This window comes from Clostridium sp. 'deep sea' (assembly GCF_014931565.1).
In the GTDB taxonomy this organism is placed as follows: Bacteria; Bacillota; UBA994; order PWPR01; family PWPR01.
On record NZ_CP063353.1, the window covers coordinates 2,475,283 to 2,495,774 of the forward strand.

Annotated in this window: 19 protein-coding genes; 13 read left to right on the top strand and 6 right to left on the bottom strand. The window is 33.3% G+C overall.

Features of this window, described 5'->3' with window-relative positions:
* Positions 1 to 264: 264 nt before the first annotated feature.
* A complete protein-coding gene (locus IMX26_RS11520; RefSeq protein ID WP_195158535.1) occupies positions 265 to 3,480 on the top strand; it encodes a stalk domain-containing protein in 3,216 nt (1,071 codons plus the stop codon).
* Positions 3,481 to 3,529: 49 nt separating this feature from the next.
* On the opposite strand, the gene IMX26_RS11525 is transcribed toward IMX26_RS11520, so the two are convergent.
* Positions 3,530 to 4,012, bottom strand: a complete 483-nt coding sequence (locus tag IMX26_RS11525; RefSeq protein WP_195158536.1) for a GNAT family N-acetyltransferase — start codon at positions 4,010 to 4,012, stop codon at positions 3,530 to 3,532.
* A 107-nt stretch (positions 4,013 to 4,119) separates the two neighbouring features.
* Between IMX26_RS11525 and IMX26_RS11530 the strand changes: the two genes are divergently transcribed.
* The 3 genes from IMX26_RS11530 to IMX26_RS11540 all read left to right on the top strand — a co-directional run bounded on the left by IMX26_RS11530 (position 4,120) and on the right by IMX26_RS11540 (position 6,855).
* On the top strand, positions 4,120 to 4,692 hold the full coding sequence (locus tag IMX26_RS11530; protein WP_195158537.1) for an L-2-amino-thiazoline-4-carboxylic acid hydrolase: 573 nt from the start codon (positions 4,120 to 4,122) through the stop codon (positions 4,690 to 4,692).
* Positions 4,692 to 5,861, top strand: a complete 1,170-nt coding sequence (locus IMX26_RS11535; protein ID WP_195158538.1) for an amidohydrolase — start codon at positions 4,692 to 4,694, stop codon at positions 5,859 to 5,861. The genes IMX26_RS11530 and IMX26_RS11535 overlap by 1 nt, the downstream gene beginning before the upstream one ends.
* A gap of 196 nt (positions 5,862 to 6,057) precedes the next feature.
* On the top strand, positions 6,058 to 6,855 hold the full coding sequence (locus IMX26_RS11540) for a M23 family metallopeptidase (RefSeq protein WP_195158539.1): 798 nt from the start codon (positions 6,058 to 6,060) through the stop codon (positions 6,853 to 6,855).
* 44 nt (positions 6,856 to 6,899) lie between these two features.
* Here the strand turns inward: IMX26_RS11540 and IMX26_RS11545 are convergent, their stop codons facing one another.
* From IMX26_RS11545 to murC, 4 genes are all read right to left on the bottom strand, one after another.
* Positions 6,900 to 7,811, bottom strand: coding sequence for an aminoglycoside phosphotransferase family protein (locus tag IMX26_RS11545; protein WP_195158540.1), 912 nt, complete (start codon positions 7,809 to 7,811; stop codon positions 6,900 to 6,902).
* Between the two features lie 99 nt (positions 7,812 to 7,910).
* Entirely contained in the window at positions 7,911 to 8,528 is a 618-nt protein-coding gene (locus tag IMX26_RS11550) for a lactate utilization protein (protein WP_195158541.1), read from the bottom strand.
* 81 nt (positions 8,529 to 8,609) lie between these two features.
* A complete protein-coding gene (locus IMX26_RS11555) occupies positions 8,610 to 9,023 on the bottom strand; it encodes a LapA family protein (RefSeq protein WP_195158542.1) in 414 nt (137 codons plus the stop codon).
* Between the two features lie 50 nt (positions 9,024 to 9,073).
* Positions 9,074 to 10,426, bottom strand: a complete 1,353-nt coding sequence (gene murC / locus IMX26_RS11560) for a UDP-N-acetylmuramate--L-alanine ligase (RefSeq protein ID WP_195158543.1) — start codon at positions 10,424 to 10,426, stop codon at positions 9,074 to 9,076.
* A 189-nt stretch (positions 10,427 to 10,615) separates the two neighbouring features.
* On the opposite strand from murC, the gene IMX26_RS11565 reads away from it, so the two are divergent.
* Together IMX26_RS11565 and IMX26_RS11570 are read left to right on the top strand one after the other, a co-directional pair.
* Positions 10,616 to 10,906 carry a YerC/YecD family TrpR-related protein gene (locus IMX26_RS11565; protein ID WP_195158544.1) on the top strand — a complete coding sequence of 97 codons (291 nt, stop codon included), beginning with the start codon at positions 10,616 to 10,618 and terminating at the stop codon, positions 10,904 to 10,906.
* Positions 10,907 to 10,935: 29 nt separating this feature from the next.
* On the top strand, positions 10,936 to 11,781 hold the full coding sequence (locus IMX26_RS11570; RefSeq protein ID WP_195158545.1) for an SPFH domain-containing protein: 846 nt from the start codon (positions 10,936 to 10,938) through the stop codon (positions 11,779 to 11,781).
* Positions 11,782 to 12,310: 529 nt separating this feature from the next.
* Here the strand turns inward: IMX26_RS11570 and IMX26_RS11575 are convergent.
* Complete coding sequence (locus tag IMX26_RS11575) at positions 12,311 to 12,850, bottom strand: nuclease-related domain-containing protein (RefSeq protein ID WP_195158546.1); 540 nt, start codon at positions 12,848 to 12,850, stop codon at positions 12,311 to 12,313.
* Positions 12,851 to 13,068: 218 nt separating this feature from the next.
* On the opposite strand from IMX26_RS11575, the gene hisS reads away from it, so the two are divergent.
* The 7 genes from hisS (at position 13,069) to IMX26_RS11610 (ending at position 20,482) form a co-directional block, all read left to right on the top strand.
* On the top strand, positions 13,069 to 14,337 hold the full coding sequence (hisS, locus tag IMX26_RS11580; protein ID WP_195158547.1) for a histidine--tRNA ligase: 1,269 nt from the start codon (positions 13,069 to 13,071) through the stop codon (positions 14,335 to 14,337).
* A 147-nt stretch (positions 14,338 to 14,484) separates the two neighbouring features.
* The gene (locus IMX26_RS11585) at positions 14,485 to 15,525 is read left to right on the top strand and encodes a winged helix-turn-helix domain-containing protein (protein ID WP_195158548.1); all 1,041 of its coding nucleotides are present in this window, start codon (positions 14,485 to 14,487) and stop codon (positions 15,523 to 15,525) included.
* Between the two features lie 22 nt (positions 15,526 to 15,547).
* Positions 15,548 to 17,440: a glutamate mutase L gene (locus IMX26_RS11590; RefSeq protein ID WP_195158549.1), complete on the top strand. Its 1,893-nt coding sequence runs from the start codon at positions 15,548 to 15,550 to the stop codon at positions 17,438 to 17,440.
* 2 nt (positions 17,441 to 17,442) lie between these two features.
* Entirely contained in the window at positions 17,443 to 18,789 is a 1,347-nt protein-coding gene (locus tag IMX26_RS11595; RefSeq protein ID WP_195158550.1) for a hypothetical protein, read from the top strand.
* Positions 18,790 to 18,792: 3 nt separating this feature from the next.
* Entirely contained in the window at positions 18,793 to 19,212 is a 420-nt protein-coding gene (locus IMX26_RS11600) for a hypothetical protein (RefSeq protein WP_195158551.1), read from the top strand.
* A gap of 340 nt (positions 19,213 to 19,552) precedes the next feature.
* On the top strand, positions 19,553 to 19,756 hold the full coding sequence (rpmE, locus tag IMX26_RS11605; protein ID WP_195158552.1) for a 50S ribosomal protein L31: 204 nt from the start codon (positions 19,553 to 19,555) through the stop codon (positions 19,754 to 19,756).
* 141 nt (positions 19,757 to 19,897) lie between these two features.
* The gene (locus IMX26_RS11610; RefSeq protein ID WP_195158553.1) at positions 19,898 to 20,482 is read left to right on the top strand and encodes a thymidine kinase; all 585 of its coding nucleotides are present in this window, start codon (positions 19,898 to 19,900) and stop codon (positions 20,480 to 20,482) included.
* Positions 20,483 to 20,492: the final 10 nt, after the last annotated feature.

Below are 20,492 nucleotides of genomic sequence, written 5' to 3' on the forward strand. Positions count from 1 at the left end.
CCACTTGTATCATTATGTTAATAAAAGTATGATTAGAGCGTATTACAGGTTTTAGCACAATCGTCTTGCTGTAGACATGCCAGCATCAAGAAAACAACTCCTAAGAAACGCATGACACCTTAGATCTACATCAGTCAGTAATCTATATAGAAGTGTTCAACTCAATTTTCGGATAAAGCATAAAAAACACTTCTAGATGGGCGTTATGTGTTAAGGCCTGTTTTTTTACGCTTCGAAACATCAACTATGAGGAGGTAACACCAAATGAAGCGAAGTTTAGCGATGATCGCAATATTGGCTATGATAGTCAGTTTGTTCAGTGGTGTCGTATTTGCAGATACTACAGTAGACTGCAAAATTGATCTGGATCAAGATTCTGTAAATTATTCAAAGAGTTTTGCTACAGCAAAAATTACTGGACGAATTTTAAACAGTGCAACAAATGCCTTATGGAAAACAGATAGCACAATTAAAGTTTATATTGATGCTAACAACAATGGTACATTAGAAGATGATGAAAAAGAGGTTGCAGATGTTTTATACTCTGTAACAGCTAGTAATGGTACTTTTGAAATTACCATTGATACAAGTGCTCACGATGTAGCTAATATGTTTGTAGTAGCCGAAGGTACTGGCGTTGCGTTTGCAGATGCAGCTGCGTTTCGCATTGTAAGGGCTATGGAAATAGACGGAGAGTATACATTACAATTTGATTATCCAAAATCTGGGCAAGTTGTTTTCCAAGCTGCTTATACAAATGAAGATGGAAATACAAGTGATGATGTTATTTTAGCTTATATAGATTCAAATAACACAAAAGGTCAAGATATTTCTGTAGCTAATTTTAAGGGTACAGACAGTGTTGGATTCTTATTTAATGGTGAGAAATTTGGCCATGTTGGTGAAATAGGTTTATTCATTAACGGTGTTTTAACACTTAAAGGTGAAGTAACTGCTCCAACATTAAACTTTGAAATTACTAACTCAGTTCCACGTAAACTTGGTAATCAAGACATTAAATTTGATTTTGATATTGAAGATAAATACCTTGATAAAGACGAAAATAGATTGGCTAGTGGTTATCAACTAAAATATACAGTTAAAGATTCTGATGATAATGTGTATACATTTACATCTGGAAGTAGTGATGTAACATTAGAAAATGAAGTTTTGGTAGATGATAATACAAACCTATTTAGCGACGTTGAAAAGCAAGAAAAAACAGTTTCTATAGACTTTGAAAACTGGGCTTCTGGTAAATATACAGTAAAAGTTGAATTAGTTAAAGTTGGTACAACAGTAGTAGCTGAAGCAGAAAAACAACTTACAGTTGTTAACCCTTCTCGCTATACATTAATGGGTTGGACTTTAGATAATGAGCTTGAAAATGGTACCTTTAGACTTCAGTTCCCAGAGAATGATGCGGATCACTTAACAGATGCTCCTGATTACTCATCAGTTTCTGATGTTAGTGAACAATTAGAAGTAAAAGAGTATATTAACAATAGTATTAAATATGTTAATCTATTTGAAGTTAAAGTTAGTGGTTGTGGCATAGATGAAACATATGCTAACTTTGGCACACATAAAGTTACAGCCGATGGAAGTGCTTTATATGCAGACATTACACCTGAAACAACTGGTACCTTAACCTTAACAATTAAGGCATACAAGTCAGCTGATGGTGATGCAGTTGCAACCTTCACAAAGACAATTGAGATTACTGGTTGGAATATGCAAATTAGCACAAACTCAGTATTAGTTGGTAGTGAAAATGATGTAGTATTTACAATTACTGATGAAAACGGCGAACCAGTTAATAATGCAATTATTAAATCTGGATCTGATACTTTAGTTGATGGTACAACTACAAATATTGTTGGTGGCGTTTACACATATGAAGACGATGATAAGGATTTATTTGATACAGTTGGTATGGTTCCTATAACTGTTACAAATAGTGCTAGTTCAACAAAAATCTCTAAGACAAATGCTATTGATGTAATTGGTGAAGAGATATTTACAGTTACATCTGATAAAGACGTTTTAATTAATGGTATAGAAGAGAAAATATATGTAACAGTATTAGATCAAGATGGCGAAATTGTTTATCCATCTATAGAGAGATTTGATATTGCTACAGATGGTACAAAAACACCTAATACAGCATTTGAAATTGGTGCTCGTAAAGACCTAGATGGTGATGGAATAAAAGAGGCTATAGCCGTTACAGTTGAGCCTACTAAAGACCAAGAATCAATGATTATTAGAGCTACTACAGATGCTGGTAAAAAAATGGGTCAGGTTACACTCGATATTCAAAAGCCTGAAGTTATTATGACCGGTGCTACAAAATTAACAGAGAATTTCAATAGAAGTTTTGAGTTTAAGGTTGTTGATCCTCGTGATGACAGTGTTATTACAGACAACATTACTTTTGTAGAGGCAAGTGACTATATTGCTGATGATAAGCTTGAGTTTGAAACTGACTTAAATGAAGATGCTGGTATTTTTAGAGCAGAAGCTCGCGTAACAGAAGTAGATTGGGAGCAAGCTGAAAAAGACGAAAAAGCTGTTAATGCTCAAATTAAAATGGGTGAAGTAGTAGTATTAGAGGTGCCTGTAGCTAAAGCTAACTTAACAGCTACGCCTGAAAATATTATTATTGGTGCACCAACAAATATTACATTAACTTATACAGATGCTGATGGAAACGCTTTAGAGGGATATAAAGTAACTCTAAATGACGAAGAAATCAATACAACAGATGAAGATGGTAAGGTTGTATACTCTACATCTTCAACAAGTTCATTATCTTTAACATTTGTTGCTGAAACTGATGTTGATGAAAAGACAACTGAGTTAAAGGTTAAATCTGGCGCTGATACAGAGGCTCCTGTAGTTGAGGCCCCTGAAACAGTTACAACAGATAGTGCTGTTATAACAATTAAAGATAATGTATTAGTAAAAAGATTAATGGTTAATGGACAACCTGTAGAGTTATATTTCCCTAAAGCTGAAGTGACTTATGTTGCTAACAACTTAAAAATGGGTGATAACACATTTGTAGTTGAAGCTATTGACAATAAAGACAACTATACAAAAGAAGTTGTTACAATTAAAAGAGAAGCAGTAACTGGCGAAGTTGAATTCCAAATTGGGGTTGCTACACAATATGGTACTCCTATATTAGTGGAAGGTACAACTATGGTTCCTGTAAGATTTGCCGAGGAACTAGGCGCTACAATTGCTTGGAATAATACCACAAAAACAGCAACATACACATTAGGTGAGAAATCTATTTCAGTAACAATCGGTAGTAAAACTGCTATTGTAAATGGTGAAAATGTACAAGTTACTCAAACACCATTCATTAATAGTCAAAACCGTACTATGGTTCCTCTAAGAATGATTGCTCAAGAACTAGGATTTGAAGTTCACTGGGTATCAAATAATCAACCAATTAAAATTGTGAAATAGTATTACTCAAACAAAAAGACCGCCTACGCACTAGGCGGTCTTTTTACTTTTAAACAGTTTTAATAAAATAGCCTCCAGCTATCTTTTTTCCATTACTTTCAATAAAACTAGGTGCAAATGAGAATCCTAGCTTAAGTTTTAATTGATAATTTCCCTTTTTATCGAAACTAGACCAACTTCGCAATTGGTAACAGTTTTGGCTTTTGGTTTCAGTTAAAGCTAGTTCCTGCAAACTAAGACCTATCCCTAACCTTCTATACAGCTCACTTACATGAAATGTTTGTACAAATAACTCCATTATTATTTTATTAGCAATTTTTAATGTTTCATTATAAACAGGCACAGTTAGGGGTTGCTTTATTAAAGATAAGTGCCCAACTATCTTGTTGTTTTTAATAGCTACAATTATTGTAAGATTATTCAACCATGCATCGTTGTTTTGTAACCACCTTAAATAGTTTAAGTTAAACAAGTAGTTTATAATCTTTTCATCGTTTAAATCACAGCTTTTAAGTATTTTATATTTAACCATGAAGGTCTCCTTTTAGACTAGACTAATAACAATTATTATCTAGAAAATGCAGGAATAAATCAAGTTTTTTAGAATAAATAAGTAGAATAGCTCGGAGGGTGTTTATTATGAATGATAACGATCAATATATAACCCGTGAAGAAGCAGCATATGAAGTTGAGTTGGCTTGTAGAAGATTAGGTATGCTTCATATAGCCTATGCCAAAATGTTAGTGAAGAAGTTTGGTAAAGAGCAAGGAACAAAACTTGTGTTAGAGGCTATAAAAAACTATGGAGAGTTAGTTGGTGAACAAACGAAAAAGGCAGTATTATCAGAGGGATTAACTGCTGATCCTGAAAACTTTGGTAACGGAAAATCACGTAGCCTACCTAAGTTAGGATTGTGTGAAAGTGTAGATGAGCATGATGGTGAATTAAGAGTTAAAAACTGTACTATGGCAAAGGTTTGGAGAGAACTAGATGAGGAAGACTTAGGTGGCCTATATTGCTATATTGATACAGCAAAATATATGTACTATAACCCTCAATATAAGCTTACACATGCTAAAGCTATGCCTTGTCATAAAACGGATTACTGTGTGTTTGAATTAAAGCAAACTACCGAAAAAGAAAGAGACGATTTTTTTAATGGTAAAGACTGGCGCTATTTAGATAAAAAAATAATGAGAGGTGACAAATAATGTTTAAAGAAAGCATAAAACAAATAACACCAGACGTAATTACTTGGAGACGCTATATTCATGCCCATCCGGAGCTAGGAATGCAAGTGTGGGGCACTGCTGATTACGTTGAAAAAATATTAAGAGATAATGATATTGAGGTTATCCGTTATGAACACATGCCAGCTGTTGTGGGTATTTTAAAAGGTGGAAAACCAGGCAAGGTAATTGGCTTAAGAGCAGATATGGATGCTTTGCCTATGCAAGAAGTTGTTGATGTGCCATTTAAGTCTGTTTATGAGGGTAAAATGCACTCCTGTGGGCATGATATGCATGCTGCAATACTATTAGGTACAGCTGTGGTATTGGCTAAGCACAGAGAAGAGGTTAAGGGAACAGTTAAGTTTTTCTTCCAGCCAGCTGAAGAAGGACCAAATCCCGGTGGAGCATTGCCAATGATTGAAGCTGGTGTTATGGAAAATCCAAAAGTTGAAGCCTGTTTTGGTCTACATGTTTTCCCATCAGGCACACCAGGTGGATATTTCTGTAAAAAAGGAGTAGGTTCATCTAACTCAGATAAAGCAGTAATTAAAATAATTGGTAAAGGTGGTCACGGAGCGTCACCTGACAATGCAGTTGATCCTGTACTTATTTCTATGTATGTAGGAATAGCTTTACAAAGCATAGTTAGTAGAAATGTTTCACCAATGGATTCAGCTGTGGTTTCAATTGGCTCAATTCACTCTGGAACAGCCCCTAATATAATACCTGCAGAGGCTGAAATGCAGTTATCTATTAGGTCATTTAGTAAAGAGACAAGAGAGCTATTAGCAAAAAGAATTAGAGAGATTTCTGAGGGTATTTGTCAATCCATGGGAGCTACTTGCGAAATAGACTACTCATTTGGTTATCCAATGATGGTTAATGATGATAGGGCTGTAGATTATTTTGTAAAAATTATGGGTGAAGAAAGAGTTATGATTGGTGATAAAGCAATTTCTGGTAGCGAAGACTTTTCATACTTCTTGCAAAAGGCACCAGGAGTTTTTATTGGCTTACCTGCAGCACATAAAGACAAGGAAAACTACTATAATCATCATCCAAAGTTTAACCCCAATGAGGACTGTTTAGCTTATGGTGTTGAGGCATTTGTAAAAATTATAATGGAACAAGACAAAATGGTTTTTTAGTTTAGCAAATAAAATTATTATATAATCATACTTAATAACAGACTGCCAAGAAGACAATTACACTGTTTACTTGGCAGTATTTTTATATATTTATTCTTTAACTAATATTGAGTGAATTATTTGAAAAGTATAATATGCTAGCAGTTGGGTTATAACTACTTTATGTATTTAACTATGGATACGAAAAGAGGAAAATATGAAACCACTTATTATATTAGTAACTTTAAGTTTACTTTTAGTTAATGCAGTAGCTATGCCTTGTAGTAATTTGGAGATATATGATTGTTTAGATGACTTTTTAGCGAATTGGTTAACTAGAACTATTGTCTCAGCCCAAAAAAGTGATTTAGCTGGTTTAGAGTTCAACGCTAAAGTAGTGGATAGAAGCCCTTTACAAGTAAAAAAAACAGTTAATGAAATTAATGCACAAGCTAATAGAGTATATCTGCAGAATAGAAGTAATCAGTATTTATATAGGTATCAAATTAACAAAGGAGATACCTTGTGGGGTATTGCTAAAAGATATAATACCACTGTAAACAATATTAAAAACGTAAACCCAACAGTTAATGCTAAAAAGCTAATAGTAGGTAGTTATATTTATTTAACATCGAGTTCTAAAGTTAAGCTTAATTTTAAGTGGCCTTTGCAAGGTACCATCACAAGTCCCTTTGGTATGAGAAACAATAAACTACATAAGGGTTTAGATATTGCTGCAAATACTGGTACAAGAATTAAGGCATCAGCTACGGGTATAGTACTTGAAGCTGGGTGGCATAATTCGTATGGTTTTTATGTATTAGTTAGTCATATTAATGGTTATCAAACAAGGTATGCTCACTGCTCTAAACTGCTTGTTAAAAGGGGTCAACAAGTAAGTAGCCAGCAAACTATTGCTTTAGTAGGTAGCACAGGTAAAAGTACAGGACCTCATGTACATTTTGAAATAATAAAGAATAGTAAACACCAAAACCCAATAAATTATCTTTCATAAAAAAGCAGTCGTTCATACTTTGAACGACTGTTCTACTATTTATCTTAACCTATCCAGTTTGGTTTTAATTTATGAAATCCATCAAAGTCATTAACTAGTTTGTTTGCTCTGTTCATCATTAAATTTAGATGTTCAGGAGAAGATTTTTTTATCCATGAAATAGTATTTATCATTATTACTGCTGTATATAGAGCATTTATGGTCCAAAAATACCAGGGTATTTTATTATTAAAATAGCTGTGTAATTGCCCTCTACAATAGCTTTTAGATATTTCACTTCCATAAAAGAATAGCTTGGCAAAATCGTGCCAAGGATCTCCATAGGTACACCTATTAAAATCGATTGCTCCAGCATAAAAACCGTTATTAACAACAATATTATCTGGGTGGAAGTCATCATGCAAAAAACTATAGGGTCTATCTTTTATAATGCCTAGATTATCTTCGATAAAATTTAATATAAAATTATCATCTTTTAATCTAATATCGTCCTGTAGATAAACACGTTTATTTAATTGCCATTTTCTTAAGTAGTTACTATGCCAGTTATTTTCCTTATTATGTTTAAGGCTATGAATTAGTTTTAAATCTTGGCCTGCATTAAATCCAATGTCATACTGATTTTCATTACTAAGGCTATAAAGTGCTTTACTGGCATCAGTGCCTTCTATCCATGTTAGTAGGGCATAATAACAGTTTTGATCTACTGTATAGCCATGTGAAAGTGGTTTGCTACATTTAACACCCATATTAATGAGTTTATTCAAGCACTGCATTTCAAATTGTTTGTGCGCAGCAAACTTATAACTAGTTAACCTTAATAGATATTTTGTATTGTATTCTGTTAAAATATTAAATTTAAACTCAGAAGAGTAGCCGGCGTTAATAAGCGTAATAGTTTTAATATTTTTAAGTTCTGGAATGAGGGAGCACATTTCAGTTAAATACTTTTGCATATTAACACCCCTTTTTATAATTTTAACTATTATAAACAATACTAAAAATAAATCAAGAAAAAAATAGTTATAAAAATATTTTAATAACAATAAGAGTAGTTAAAAGCCATATGATCCCTTTAACATCATAACTGTCATTCTGTTTTTTTCATGCTGACCCCTAATTACACTAACATAATTGCACACCCTTTGAGACTGTACACATTCGGTACAGGATTTGTTTTCTGTACATGGAGGATGGTAATTAGCCCTTTTGGCATTTAGTGGAGTAGCAATTTTTAAGGCCCTTATTATGCCTTCATTTTCATTTTCAACAAGTTTATTTTCACCAACTATAATTATAACTTGTTTAGGTCCAAAGGTCATGGCAGCTACCCGATTTCCACTATGGTCAATATTAATTAATTTACCATCTTTAGAAATTGCATTACTACTTGTTATGTACAAATCTGTTATTAAAGATTTTCTTTTAAGTATATATTGATCTTTAGCATCTTTAGCCAGAGTTTTATCATAAACAGTTTTACCAAGACTACATGATAAATCAAATATTTTAAGATTTTTTAAAGTCTTTGAGTTACCAATTCCTATGGTTTCAACTTTTTTAATTAAATCTGTAAGGTCGTTTAACAACTTCTTTTTGTCTTCATAATATAAAAAATTGATGTTTCTTTTATTAAAATTGTCTTTAACCTGCTTTAAACTGAAGTTAATCATTATTAGTATTTCCTCTCTATTTAGATTATTTTTTAATACTAAAAAGGAGAGGTTCTCTGTGAAGGCCTCTCCCTGTTGCAATTACTTAGAAAAATCTGTTTGTTCATCTTCTGTAGTAGCTTTTATTGACTCATTATTTACAATAATTTTGGGTGGAACTAAAAGCTTTTCTTTATATTCATTTACTTGTCTTTGTAATGAATTTATAGTTCCAAGCTGTTCTGCTATTTGCTCTTTTATGGTGTCTTTCTCTTTCTCCTGTTCATTAATTCGCTTTTTTAGCTTAATAATTTGCCAGTTTTTACTTTGAATTCTAGGTAAAGATAACAATAAGCTAAGTATAACTCCTATGGCTAGACTAAGTAATAAAACTAAAGCTAGCGAACTGGAAAATTGCCAAACAAAGAAATAAACTGTAACCATAGTAGTATTTTGTACTGCAAAAAATACAGCCAATAAAGCAATTAATAAGGCTATTATTAAAAAAAACTGCATTTGATTACCCTCCCCAAATTTATCCTTGTTACACTAAATTATAGCATAAACTATTTTAATAATATATCAATAACTTTATCTATTGGTCCAGCGCCCATTGTAATAAATAAATCTTGGGGTTGTAAAACTTGTTTAATTTTTTTAGCAACATCATTATAAGACTCAATAAAACAAACATCAGGATGACACTCAGAAATAGCCATTGTTAAAGTTTTAGAATCAGCTGTTGGGTCATAAGGCTCTCTTGCGGCGTAGGTATGCGTAATAATAACCTTGTCAGCTGCTGCAAAAGCACCTGCAAATTCCGCTAAAAGAGATTTTGTTCTGGTATAGGTATGGGGTTGAAAAGCTACTATTAAACGTTTTGGTTTAATACTATCTCTAGCAGCCTGTAAAGTAGTACTAATTTCTTTTGGATGATGAGCATAGTCATCCACTAAGCAGGCTTCATTAAGAAATCCTCTTTTTTCAAAACGACGTTTTGTGCCCATATAATCATAAAGGGCTTTTTTTATGTTATTTAAATCTAAATTCAAAATATAACAGCTAGCTAATACAGATAGTGAATTATAAATATTATGTTTGCCTGGCACTCTTAATTCAATATCTATAGTAATGTCGTTTTTGTAAACAGCAGTATACTTACTGCCTCCTTTATCATAAACAATATTTTTAGCAACCCAATCATTTTTTGAGTCCAAACCAAAAGTAATAATTTTACAACTAAGGTCATTAGTAATAGCAGTTGATTTTTGATCGTCTCCATTTATAACAAGATATCCGTTAGATTCTATTTTTTTACCAAAAGCATTAAATGACCTAGTAATGTGTCCTAAGTTTTTAAAATAATCTAAATGGTCTCGATCAACATTTAAAATAATACCTATATACGGTTTAAGGTGTAAAAAAGTTTCAACATATTCACAGGCTTCTGTTAGTAATATATCGCTGTTGCCTATATAAACATTTCCAGAAATAAAGCCTAAATTACCACCTACTAAAGCTGTTGGATTGGCTTTGCCTTTAATTAACGCTGTAGCTAACATAGCTGTAGTTGTAGTTTTGCCATGGCTACCAGCAACTGCTATACTTTTAGAGTATTCTGCAGTTAATTCACCTAAAAATTCAGCTCGTTCTAAAACAGGGATTCCCAATTTTCTGGCAGCTATTAGTTCCTCATTAGTATCTTTAATAGCGGCAGTATAGACAACTTTATCTGGGTTTACTTCATCTATATTTTTAGCAACTTGTTCTAAAAACACGGTTGCCCCATTATCAATAAGTCTCTGTGAAAGAGGGCTAATTTTTAAATCGCTACCACTAACTAGGTGTCCGTTATGTTGCATAATAGCAGCTAAAGCACTCATGCTAATTCCGTCTATGCCAATAAAATGTATTTTCAAAGAGGTCAGCTCCTTGTTTTGTTTAATAAGACACTTTTATGGGTAATTAATATATTGTAACCGTTTATTAGATGTCTTTAGTTAATATTTTAGCATAAACAGCGAGCATACCATAGTTGGTAACAATATAATATAAGATGGATGCGAAACATTTCGACACATAAGTACTTGTAGTAAAGGGAGGTTATTATGACTAAGGTACATAATGATGATGGATATGTTACTCAATTATGTGAAGCTTTACTAAAACTAAAAACTATTGATGAAAGTAGAAATTTTATTGTAGACTTGTGTACAGCTACAGAAATTCAGGTTTTAGCACAAAGATTAGAGGTTGCTAAACTCCTATACGAGAGTCATACCTATGACGAAATAGAGAGTGCTACAGGCGCAAGTACTGCAACAATTAGTAGAATAAAGAGATTTTTGAAGCATGGTAATAATGGTTACAGAACTGTTTTAGAAAGAATAAAAAAGTGAATTTCAACACTAAATAGGGAGATATTTGTATGGATTTTGATATTAAAGTACCCAAGCCAAAATCAAAAAAATTTGGCGGAATTATTGTTTTAGTAGTTTTACTTGTAGCCTTAGTAGGATTTGCTTCAAGAACTATTGTTATTATACCTGCCAATACAGTAGGTATAAGATTTGCACCTTTTAATGGTGGTGTACAAGATGAGATGCTTAGCGAAGGCTTAAAAATAGTTATGCCTTGGGATAAGGTATATAAGATTAGTACAGAGGTACAGTCTAAACGAATTGAAAAGGTCTATGGACAAACTAAGGATGCCCAGTTTTTAACAATATCTATAGATGTTAAGTACAAAATTGATGAAGACTTAGCGTTTCAAGTTTTTAAAAACTTTAAAACAATGAGTAATGTAGATAAAGACCTTATTTACCCAACAACTAAAAGATCTATAGAGGGTGTAACAACAGAGTTTAACATCATTGAAATATTGGGTAGTAATAGAAATGAGGTTTATGCTTCTATTGAAAAAGAATTAGCAAAACGTTTACAGGTAAATGGAATTAACTTACACTCAATTACCTTTTTAGATACTGATGCTGGTGAAGACATTGAAAAGGCAATTAGAGCTGAAGCTGTAGCTAAAAAGGCTGTTGAGACAGCTGAGCAAAATAGAATAAAGGCCGAAATAGAAGCTCAACGTAGAATTATTGAAGCTGAAGCAGAAGCCAAAGAAAAGAAAATAATTGCTGAGTCAATCTCGAAAAATCCTGAGATAATAGAGCTTGAATGGATAAAAAAATGGGATGGTAAATTACCAGAAATTATGACAGGTGAAGGCAACGGAATGATTTTAGACTTAAATAAAAATAAGGGTAATTAAAAAAGTGGCCTAAGGCCACTTTTTTGTAGTGAGCTTGCCTATATTTTATTGGCTTCACCTATTTTAATGTAATGATTTTATTCTGCTTTGCTCCATAAAACATATTGGCGTTGCGTAGTGTATAATTGACATGTCAATTATGTAGTGTACTCACTTTGTTCGTGTAGTGCGCTGTCGCTGTATTTTAGTTCACATTGTAAATTTTTAGTTGATGTGTAAAATGAATGGTGTAAGCCTCAGAAATGATATAAACTAAAAATATCACAAGAGGAGTACACCATTATGTCATTTAAAGGATTAATAAGTAAAGAAGAAATAAGAAAATTAATGCAGTCAGGAAAGTTAAATACACATACTAAATAATCACATAAACAAAGTGCAATGTGCCCAATACGTTTGCACAGCAAACTCACTACACGCAACCGAAGGTAAGTACACCCACGTATTTTACTTTGTAAAATACACACCACACGATGCTAAAAAGCGAGTACAACACAGGGGGTGGAAAATCTTTTCCGCCCCCTTAACCTTATATCTTATTAAATACAGCTTCTAACTCTAAATCAGATAGTTTTGCCTCTTTAAACTTCTTTAAATAATTAACCAAACTAGTAGCTCTTATGACAGTACTCTCGGTAACAACCTCACTTAAGTCTGCTTTTTTGCCAAATACTACAACAGGATAAATTGGCACAATACCTTCGGGATCATTAATTCTCGAGCGCATGCTTTTTACAGCATAAAGGTTATCTATAGTAGGATTATGGATTTCTTTTTGTCCAGTCTTTGTTACTACCTTCCATTTTTGCTGTGGTTCTTCACCAATAACCTTACCATTGTGATCACATATATTAATTAAAAAAATACCTGCTTGAGACATAATTAAATGCTCTATTATTATTTTTTCTCCTTTATCATTTTTAGCTAATATATGGTTTTTAATTTTAAAATCTTTTGGTAGGCGCTGTAACTGTTGTCTGGTTGTTTTATAGGCATCTTGTTTCAAAAACATAATTACAACTGCTAAAACAATAACAGCTAAAACAATAATTTCTGTAAGGTGGTTCATAATGTACCTCTTTTCAAAAATAGATACTCTTATTTTAAATAAAAAAACCTAAAGTTTAAAGCTTAAAACATAAATAAAGCTTATTTAGTAAAAAAAGCGAGGAAAATAATATTAAATGTAGATTCAAGACAATTAAATCTGTGCTTTTGTGTATAATTAGTATTAATCTGATATAATTGACTTCAAGAAAATTACGCTTGTAATAGGAGTGAACAACTATGCTAACTAAAGCACCAAGGGGTACTTACGATGCTCTACCAGGTATAGTAGAACGTTATCAATATATAGAGAATGTGTTTAAAAATGTAGCTGAAAGTTTCGGCTATAAAGAGATTAGGACTCCCGTTTTTGAACATACAGAGTTATTTAAAAGAGGGGTTGGTGAGACTACTGATGTTGTTCAAAAAGAAATGTACACTTTTGAAGATCGTGGTGGCAGAAGCTTAACCTTAAGGGCCGAAGGAACAGCCCCTGTTGTACGAGCTTTTGTGGAAAAAAAATTATATAATCAAGCATTACCTGCTCGATTTTTCTACAATGGGGTACCTATTTTTAGATATGAAAGACCTCAGGCTGGTCGCCTGAGACAACACCATCAGCTAGGTGTAGAGCTTTTTGGAATCAATAATCCTAAAATAGATGTAGAGGTTATAGATTTACTTTATACATTTTACAAAGAGCTTGGTATGAATCAACTAGTTATAGACATTAACTCAATTGGCTGTGTAAAGTGTCGTAAAGAACATCGAAAAGCTTTGGTAAGCTTTTTAGAAAAAATAAAAGATCAGTTATGTGAAACTTGCCAAGCTAGATTAACTAGAAACCCAATGCGAATTCTTGATTGTAAAAATGAAAACTGCCAATATTTAACTTTAAACGCACCTGTTACAAGTGATTATTTGTGTGATGAATGTAAAAATCATTATAGCCAAGTTAAACAGGGACTCATTTCAGTGGGCGTAGAGTATAACGAAAATAAAAGGCTGGTAAGGGGTCTTGATTATTATACCAACACTGCATTCGAAATTAAAAATACAGCTCTAAAAGGTGCTATAAATGTTATTGGTGGTGGTGGAAGGTATAATGGTTTAGTTAAAAATTTAGGAGGTCCAAGTATACCTAGTATAGGTTTTGGTTCTGGATTAGAGAGAATTGACTTGGCTTGTGAAGCAGAGGGCATTAAATTTCCTACTAAAAACTATTGTGATATATATATTGTAAGAGCAGATGATTATGCAGGTGATTTAGTCTTTAAGTTACTACATGACCTGCGTAAGCAAGGCATTAAATCGGATATGGATTATGCTAACAGAAGCCTAAAGTCTCAGATGAAACAGGCTTCTAAGTTAAACTCAAAAATTGCATTAATTATTGGTGAAGACGAAGTTAAATTAAATAAAATTACCTTAAAAAACCTTAAAAGTGGGGAACAAAGTAAAATTTGCAGGACAGATATAGTGCAAAAAATTAGAAATATTATTGGATAATGTTAGAAAAACCGTTAATATAAAGAATGTTAACGGTGTTTTTAATTGTTTTTTTGCGAATAGTAGGATATCTTTATTGACGTTAATAAATTTATGTTCTAAAATATTAATAGAATGAGATATTCGAAATAAATAGGAGGTAAGTAATTGAAACATATCAAAGATAATATTTATATTGAAAACTCGATTGTCTACGAACTTATGAGCTCAATATTTTATATCCAAAATTACGAGGTTATTAATAGCAATCCGCATCGTAAAAAATATATATCCAAAGATACAATAGAATGGCTTGCAATTATGGATGCTCAATTAAACGATGGTATACGCAAAGAAATTGAAGTATTCTTTGATATAGATAGCTACTGCATTTATGGTTTGATTGGTCTTGTATATAAGTATGGGGTATTAGAGGATATTCAGCGATTTATGTTTCATTTTCTAACAAAAGTAACTGCCTCTGAAATCATAACTAGCTTTTTGGGGCCTATAATGAATCAGGTTAACGAAGATGATAGTAAGGATTTAACACCTCAAAAGGCTCTGGAGTTACTTAAAGAATCTGCCTTGCCAGAGAGGGAGAAATGGAAACTTACCTATTTCTTTATGAATGTGGATGTAATTAAAGAAAGACTTATGGAGTTAATCTCGGACTACTATAGACTTTATTTTAAAAAATCTGAAAAAGCAATATCAGAAACTTACAATCAAGATAATTTAAAGTTAGAGAAAATTTTAAATAGTAAAAGTACAAATAAAATAAACACTTTATTGGCAACAGATGTTGAATTCTTAGAAGAATTTAATAAAGTTATCGTGTTCCCAGTACATAACTATGGGGTATCCTTAACAAATTTTGTTTTTGAAGACAATATAATATTCTTAATAGGTATGGATAGGCTTAAGCTTATTGAAATAGATCGAGTAGAGGATTCTTTAGATTCACTTAAGGCAATAACAGATGAAAAACGTATTAGAATAATTCGACTCTTAAATGAAAAAAACTACTATGGTTACGAAATTGGTCAAAAATTAGGATTATCTGACTCCACCATATCACACCACCTATCTGTTCTTGCAAAAGCAAAAGTGGTAGAACCTTTACGTAGAGAAAATAAGGTATACTATAAAGTTAATAAAATAATGATTGAAGACATATTAGAGAGAGCAAAACTGTTACTCACTTAAATAAATAGGAGGTTAGAGAACTGTGAAAAAATATGTATTGGCTATTGATGTTGGAAGTACAACAACAAAGGCTATTCTTTTCGGTTCAAAAGATGGTCTAAGACTTATAAATTGGGCTGGTGCACCTACAACTGTAGAAAAACCTCATGAAAATGTTATTGTAGGTGTTAAAAATTCCGTATCAATGCTTGAAAAAAAATGCGGAAGAAAATTACTTAAAGACACTAGTATAATTACCCCAGCAACAGGAAATGAAGGAGTAGATATTTTTGTAGCCACGAGCAGTGCGGGTGGTGGACTTCAAATGCTTGTAACAGGTGTAATGAAAAAGATGACCGCAGAGAGTGCTTATAAAGCAGCACTTGGGGCAGGGGCTATTGTTACTGATGTTTTGGCGGTTGATGATGGGCGAACAGATTTAGAACGAATCCAAAGAATTCAACGTTTGAGACCTGATATGGTTCTAATTTCAGGTGGCGTAGATGGTGGGAATGAAGTTCATGTTGTATCTATGGCAGAACTAGTTGCTAAGGCTCAGCCAGCATCTCGTTTGGGAAGTAGATTTAGATTGCCTGTAGTTTATGCTGGTAATGTTGAGGCAAGAGAACAGGTTGGAAATTTCTTAAAAGAAAAAGCTGAGGTTCATTATGTAGATAACCTTAGACCTATATTAGAGAGAGAAAATCTTGAACCAACTGGAGAAAAAATTCAGGAGCTGTTTTTAGAGCACGTTATGTCGCATGCACCAGGATACGAAAAACTAATTGAAATCACTGGTGGTAATATAATGCCAACTCCGAATGCAGTGGGAGATCTTTTAAATACAATTGGCGAATCAAAAAATGTAAATATTTTGGCTGTTGATATTGGTGGTGCAACAACAGATGTTTTCTCTAGCATGTTAATTGGCCATAGAATGTTAAATGATGGTTATGCAGACGATGGTAATGTTAATAAATTGGAAGTAAGACCAGATGATGTTGAGTATAGAAGAACATTTTATAGATCTGTTGATGCCAACTTAGGAATGAGCTATAGTGTTGGAAATATTTTGGCAGAGTCGGGTGGAGAAAAAATAATTAGGTGGTTGCCATTCAGTATAACTGAAAATCAGTTGCGTAATATTTTATCTAATAAAATGATTCATCCAACAATTTTGCCTCAAACAAAAGACGCACTATTAATAGAACACGCTGCTGCTCGTGAGGCCATACATCTTGCCTATACAAGGCATAAGCTAATGGCTTCTGGATTAAGTGGTGTTCATATAGTTAGAGCTATTACTGATGCCTTTAATCAAGATAATGTAAATGAGATGTCACTTATTGATGATGCAGAAGTTGATGTTATTATTGGCTCTGGTGGTGTGTTATCCCATACCCCTAACAGAAATCAAGCACTAGCAATTATGCTAGATGCATTTCAGCCAGTGGGTGTAACAGAGCTATATGTGGATAGTATTTTTATGATGCCCCATTTAGGAGTTATGCTTAAAGAAGTAGCTAAAGAAGAGGTCTTTAATGTAATAAAAAAAGACTGCTTAATACCTTTAGGAACATGTTTATCGGTGGCCGGTCCCATAGCTTCCCCTGGAAAAGCTGTTGCCAAGGTAACAATTGAGTATGATGGTGGTAAAGTAGAGAAGCATCATATAGTGGCTGGAGAACTTAAAAGACTACCGTTAGAGTATGATCAGGAAGCCACAGTTACCATTAAACCATCATTAGGATATAATGCGGGCGATGGTACTAATAGAATAACAAAGGCTTTAATAACTGGTGGTTCTGGCGGAATTATATTAGATGGCCGTGGCAGGCCTATTCAGGTTGCAAAAGATCCTCAGCAAAGAATAGCGCAACTTAAACAATGGTTAACAGAACTTAGTGCTTATCCAGAAAGCTATATGGGGGTGTAAAAATGCCAATTGCAGTAGTTAAAACAATTAATAATCTAAGATTAATTAACCGAAATAGAAAACTCTCTTACCCTGGAGATGTATATGTAAAAGTAGGAGATAAGGTTAAGGCAGATACAATAATTGCTCGTACAGAAGTAGATTTTGCTGCAGCTCGTTCTATAAAGGTTGCTTCTTACTTTGGAGTGCCTAACGATAAGATAGAGAGAATCTTAAATGTTAAAGAAGGGGATATGGTTAGTAAAGGTGATGAAATTGCCACTTTAAAGAAGGGGTTTTTTAGTAAAAGACAGAATCTTACTTCACCCTTTAATGGTGTTGTTGAACATATTTCTTTGAGTAGAGGTGAAATTATCATTCGCGAAAGGTTTTCTGCTGACGAATCGGTAGTTGAAATTGATGTAGCTACCAAGCTTAATATCTCTCCATTTTTTCTAAAGACCTTTATGCATGTAATAGAAGGGCAGTCAGTAACCTATAACCAAACTATCGCCTCTCTTGATGGTTTTGCTTCGGGAGCTATCCTGTCGCCTGCTAGGGGAACAATTGAAAGAATCGATACCCGAAAGGGCAAAGTTTTTATTAGGAGACCTTATAGTCCTGTTAACTTGTTCGGTTATATTAGCGGAGAAGTAAAAGAGGTCACCCCTCAGTATGGAGCAATAATAGAGACGCCGGCCTGTTATATTGAGGGCGTATTTGGTGTAGGTAATGAAACCTATGGCGAGCTTGAAATTGTTGTAAAATCACCAGCTGATAAAATAACTGCAGATATGTTAAAGGATAGCCACAGCGATAAAATTTTGGTTGGTGGCTCTGGTATAACATATGATGCGTTACAAAAAGCTGTTGAGCTACATGTTAGGGGCATAATTATTGGCGGGTTAAATAACTATGATGTCGTTAAACTAGTGGGACATGAAATTTCAGTGGGCATAACAGGGCAGGAAGAAGATGATATAACTTTAATTGCAACTGAAGGCTTTGGAGATGTGCCTATGTTACCACGCACTTTTGAATTATTAAAAAAACATGTAGGAAAAACAACCTCTCTTAATGGAACAACCCAAATTAGAGCTGGTGTAATAAGGCCTGAAATTATTATTCCATTAGATGCCCAAGTTACTGAAGATCCTGAAGGAGAAGATACCTTAATGGAGCCTCAGAAAGGCATGAAAGTACGAGTAATAAGTGACCCATTTTATGGTATGTGGGGTGAGGTAATAAAAGATGGTAGTGAAACTATAGCTATGGAGAATGGCACCAAACAAAATGTTGTACATGTAAAACTGGAGTCTGGAAAAGTTATACAAATAGGTGAGAATAATATTATCGTTTATGAGGTGTAGTAATTGAAAGTTAAAGCTGGTTTGTTATTTATTGTTACGATGGTATTAGGAACTATATTCTACCATGTATTTGTAATAAACATAGCAGAAATTATTGTGTTTAGATGCTTTTTTGCAACTGTTGCGGTTTACTTAATAGGTGACTTCTTCTCACATTATGTACTTAGGTTACCAATCTTCAATTATACTAATATCTTTATTTATATTAAAAGGGAGTTGTTAGGACAGATAGGCTTTATGTTTGTTTTCTCGTTTGCCTGGTGTTATTTTATAGTATATTTAACCCGCTGGGGAGCTGATTCTTTATTAGAACAGCTCATTTTAACTGGAGGTTTTATTCCATCACTATATTATCTTGTAAATCATATACGATACTTTAATACCTCAGATAGAGAAAATCGCCGTATGAAGAGAAAATTATGAATACAATGGGGCATTGCCCCTGCTTCTTTTATATAACTGCCTTCATTATATTAAGCCAATTAAAGAATGTGATGTTAATATGGTGCAGTTTAGAAACTAAACCTATATCCAGACTTATATGAAGACATATTATAATAAAACTTTTTCCTAACAACCATTGTGAATTTTAACAATGGTAGATGCTTTAAAAGCTGAGTTGCCAGCTATAAAATTCGGTAACTTTACTAAGAGTTAAATTTAATAATTAACTTATTTATAAATAAATAAAAAAAATCTTGCATTTAAATAATAATCTGTGTTATAATTCTTTTTGTTACTTTATATGAGGTAGGTGAAAGATGTGAAAAAAGACATTCATCCAAATTATAATAAATGTACTGTTACTTGTGCTTGTGGTAACACATTCGAAACTGGCTCTACAGAGAAAGAACTAAGTGTAGAATTATGTTCTAAGTGTCATCCATTTTTCACTGGTAAACAAAAACTGGTAGATACAGGTGGAAGAGTAGAGCGCTTCAACCGACGTTATGGAATTAAAAAATAGTTGTTCGAAGCAGAGTCTTAGAGACTCTGCTTTTTTAGTGTTTAATTACTTTTAATAAAAGCTATTCAAGTATTAAGCTAATGGGTTATAATATAGAGAGTTCTAATAAAAACAGTAGATAAAACGGAGTGGTAAAGACTTATGATGCCCATTATCAATGAAGGTTGGATTGAGGTTATTTGTGGTAGTATGTTTTCTGGTAAAAGCGAAGAGTTAATAAGAAGAATTAAACGAGCTCGGTATGCCAAACAGAAAGTTCAGGTTATTAAACCTCAAATAGATAACAGATATAGCGTTAATGAAATAGTATCACACGATGGTTCGTGCATAACCGCAGTAAACATAGAGCATCCAGAGGACATACTTACTTGTATAGACTGTGACACTAAAGTGGTTGCCATAGATGAAGTTCAGTTTTTTGATAATGGTATAATAGATGTATGTCAAGAGCTAGCATCTCGGGGATTGAGAATAATTGTTGCTGGACTTGATACAGACTTTAGAGCATTGCCATTTGGGCCTACCCCTGGCTTAATGGCTGTTGCTGAGTATGTAGATAAGCTACAGGCTATTTGCATGAAATGTGGAAATCCCGCGAGTAGAACTCAGCGATTAATTAACGGAAAACCAGCCTCTTTTAATGGTCCAACAGTGTTAATTGGCGCTAATGAATCATATGAAGCCCGTTGCCGACACTGCCATGAGGTTCCCGTTGAGTCTAAGTAATTGGACCTGG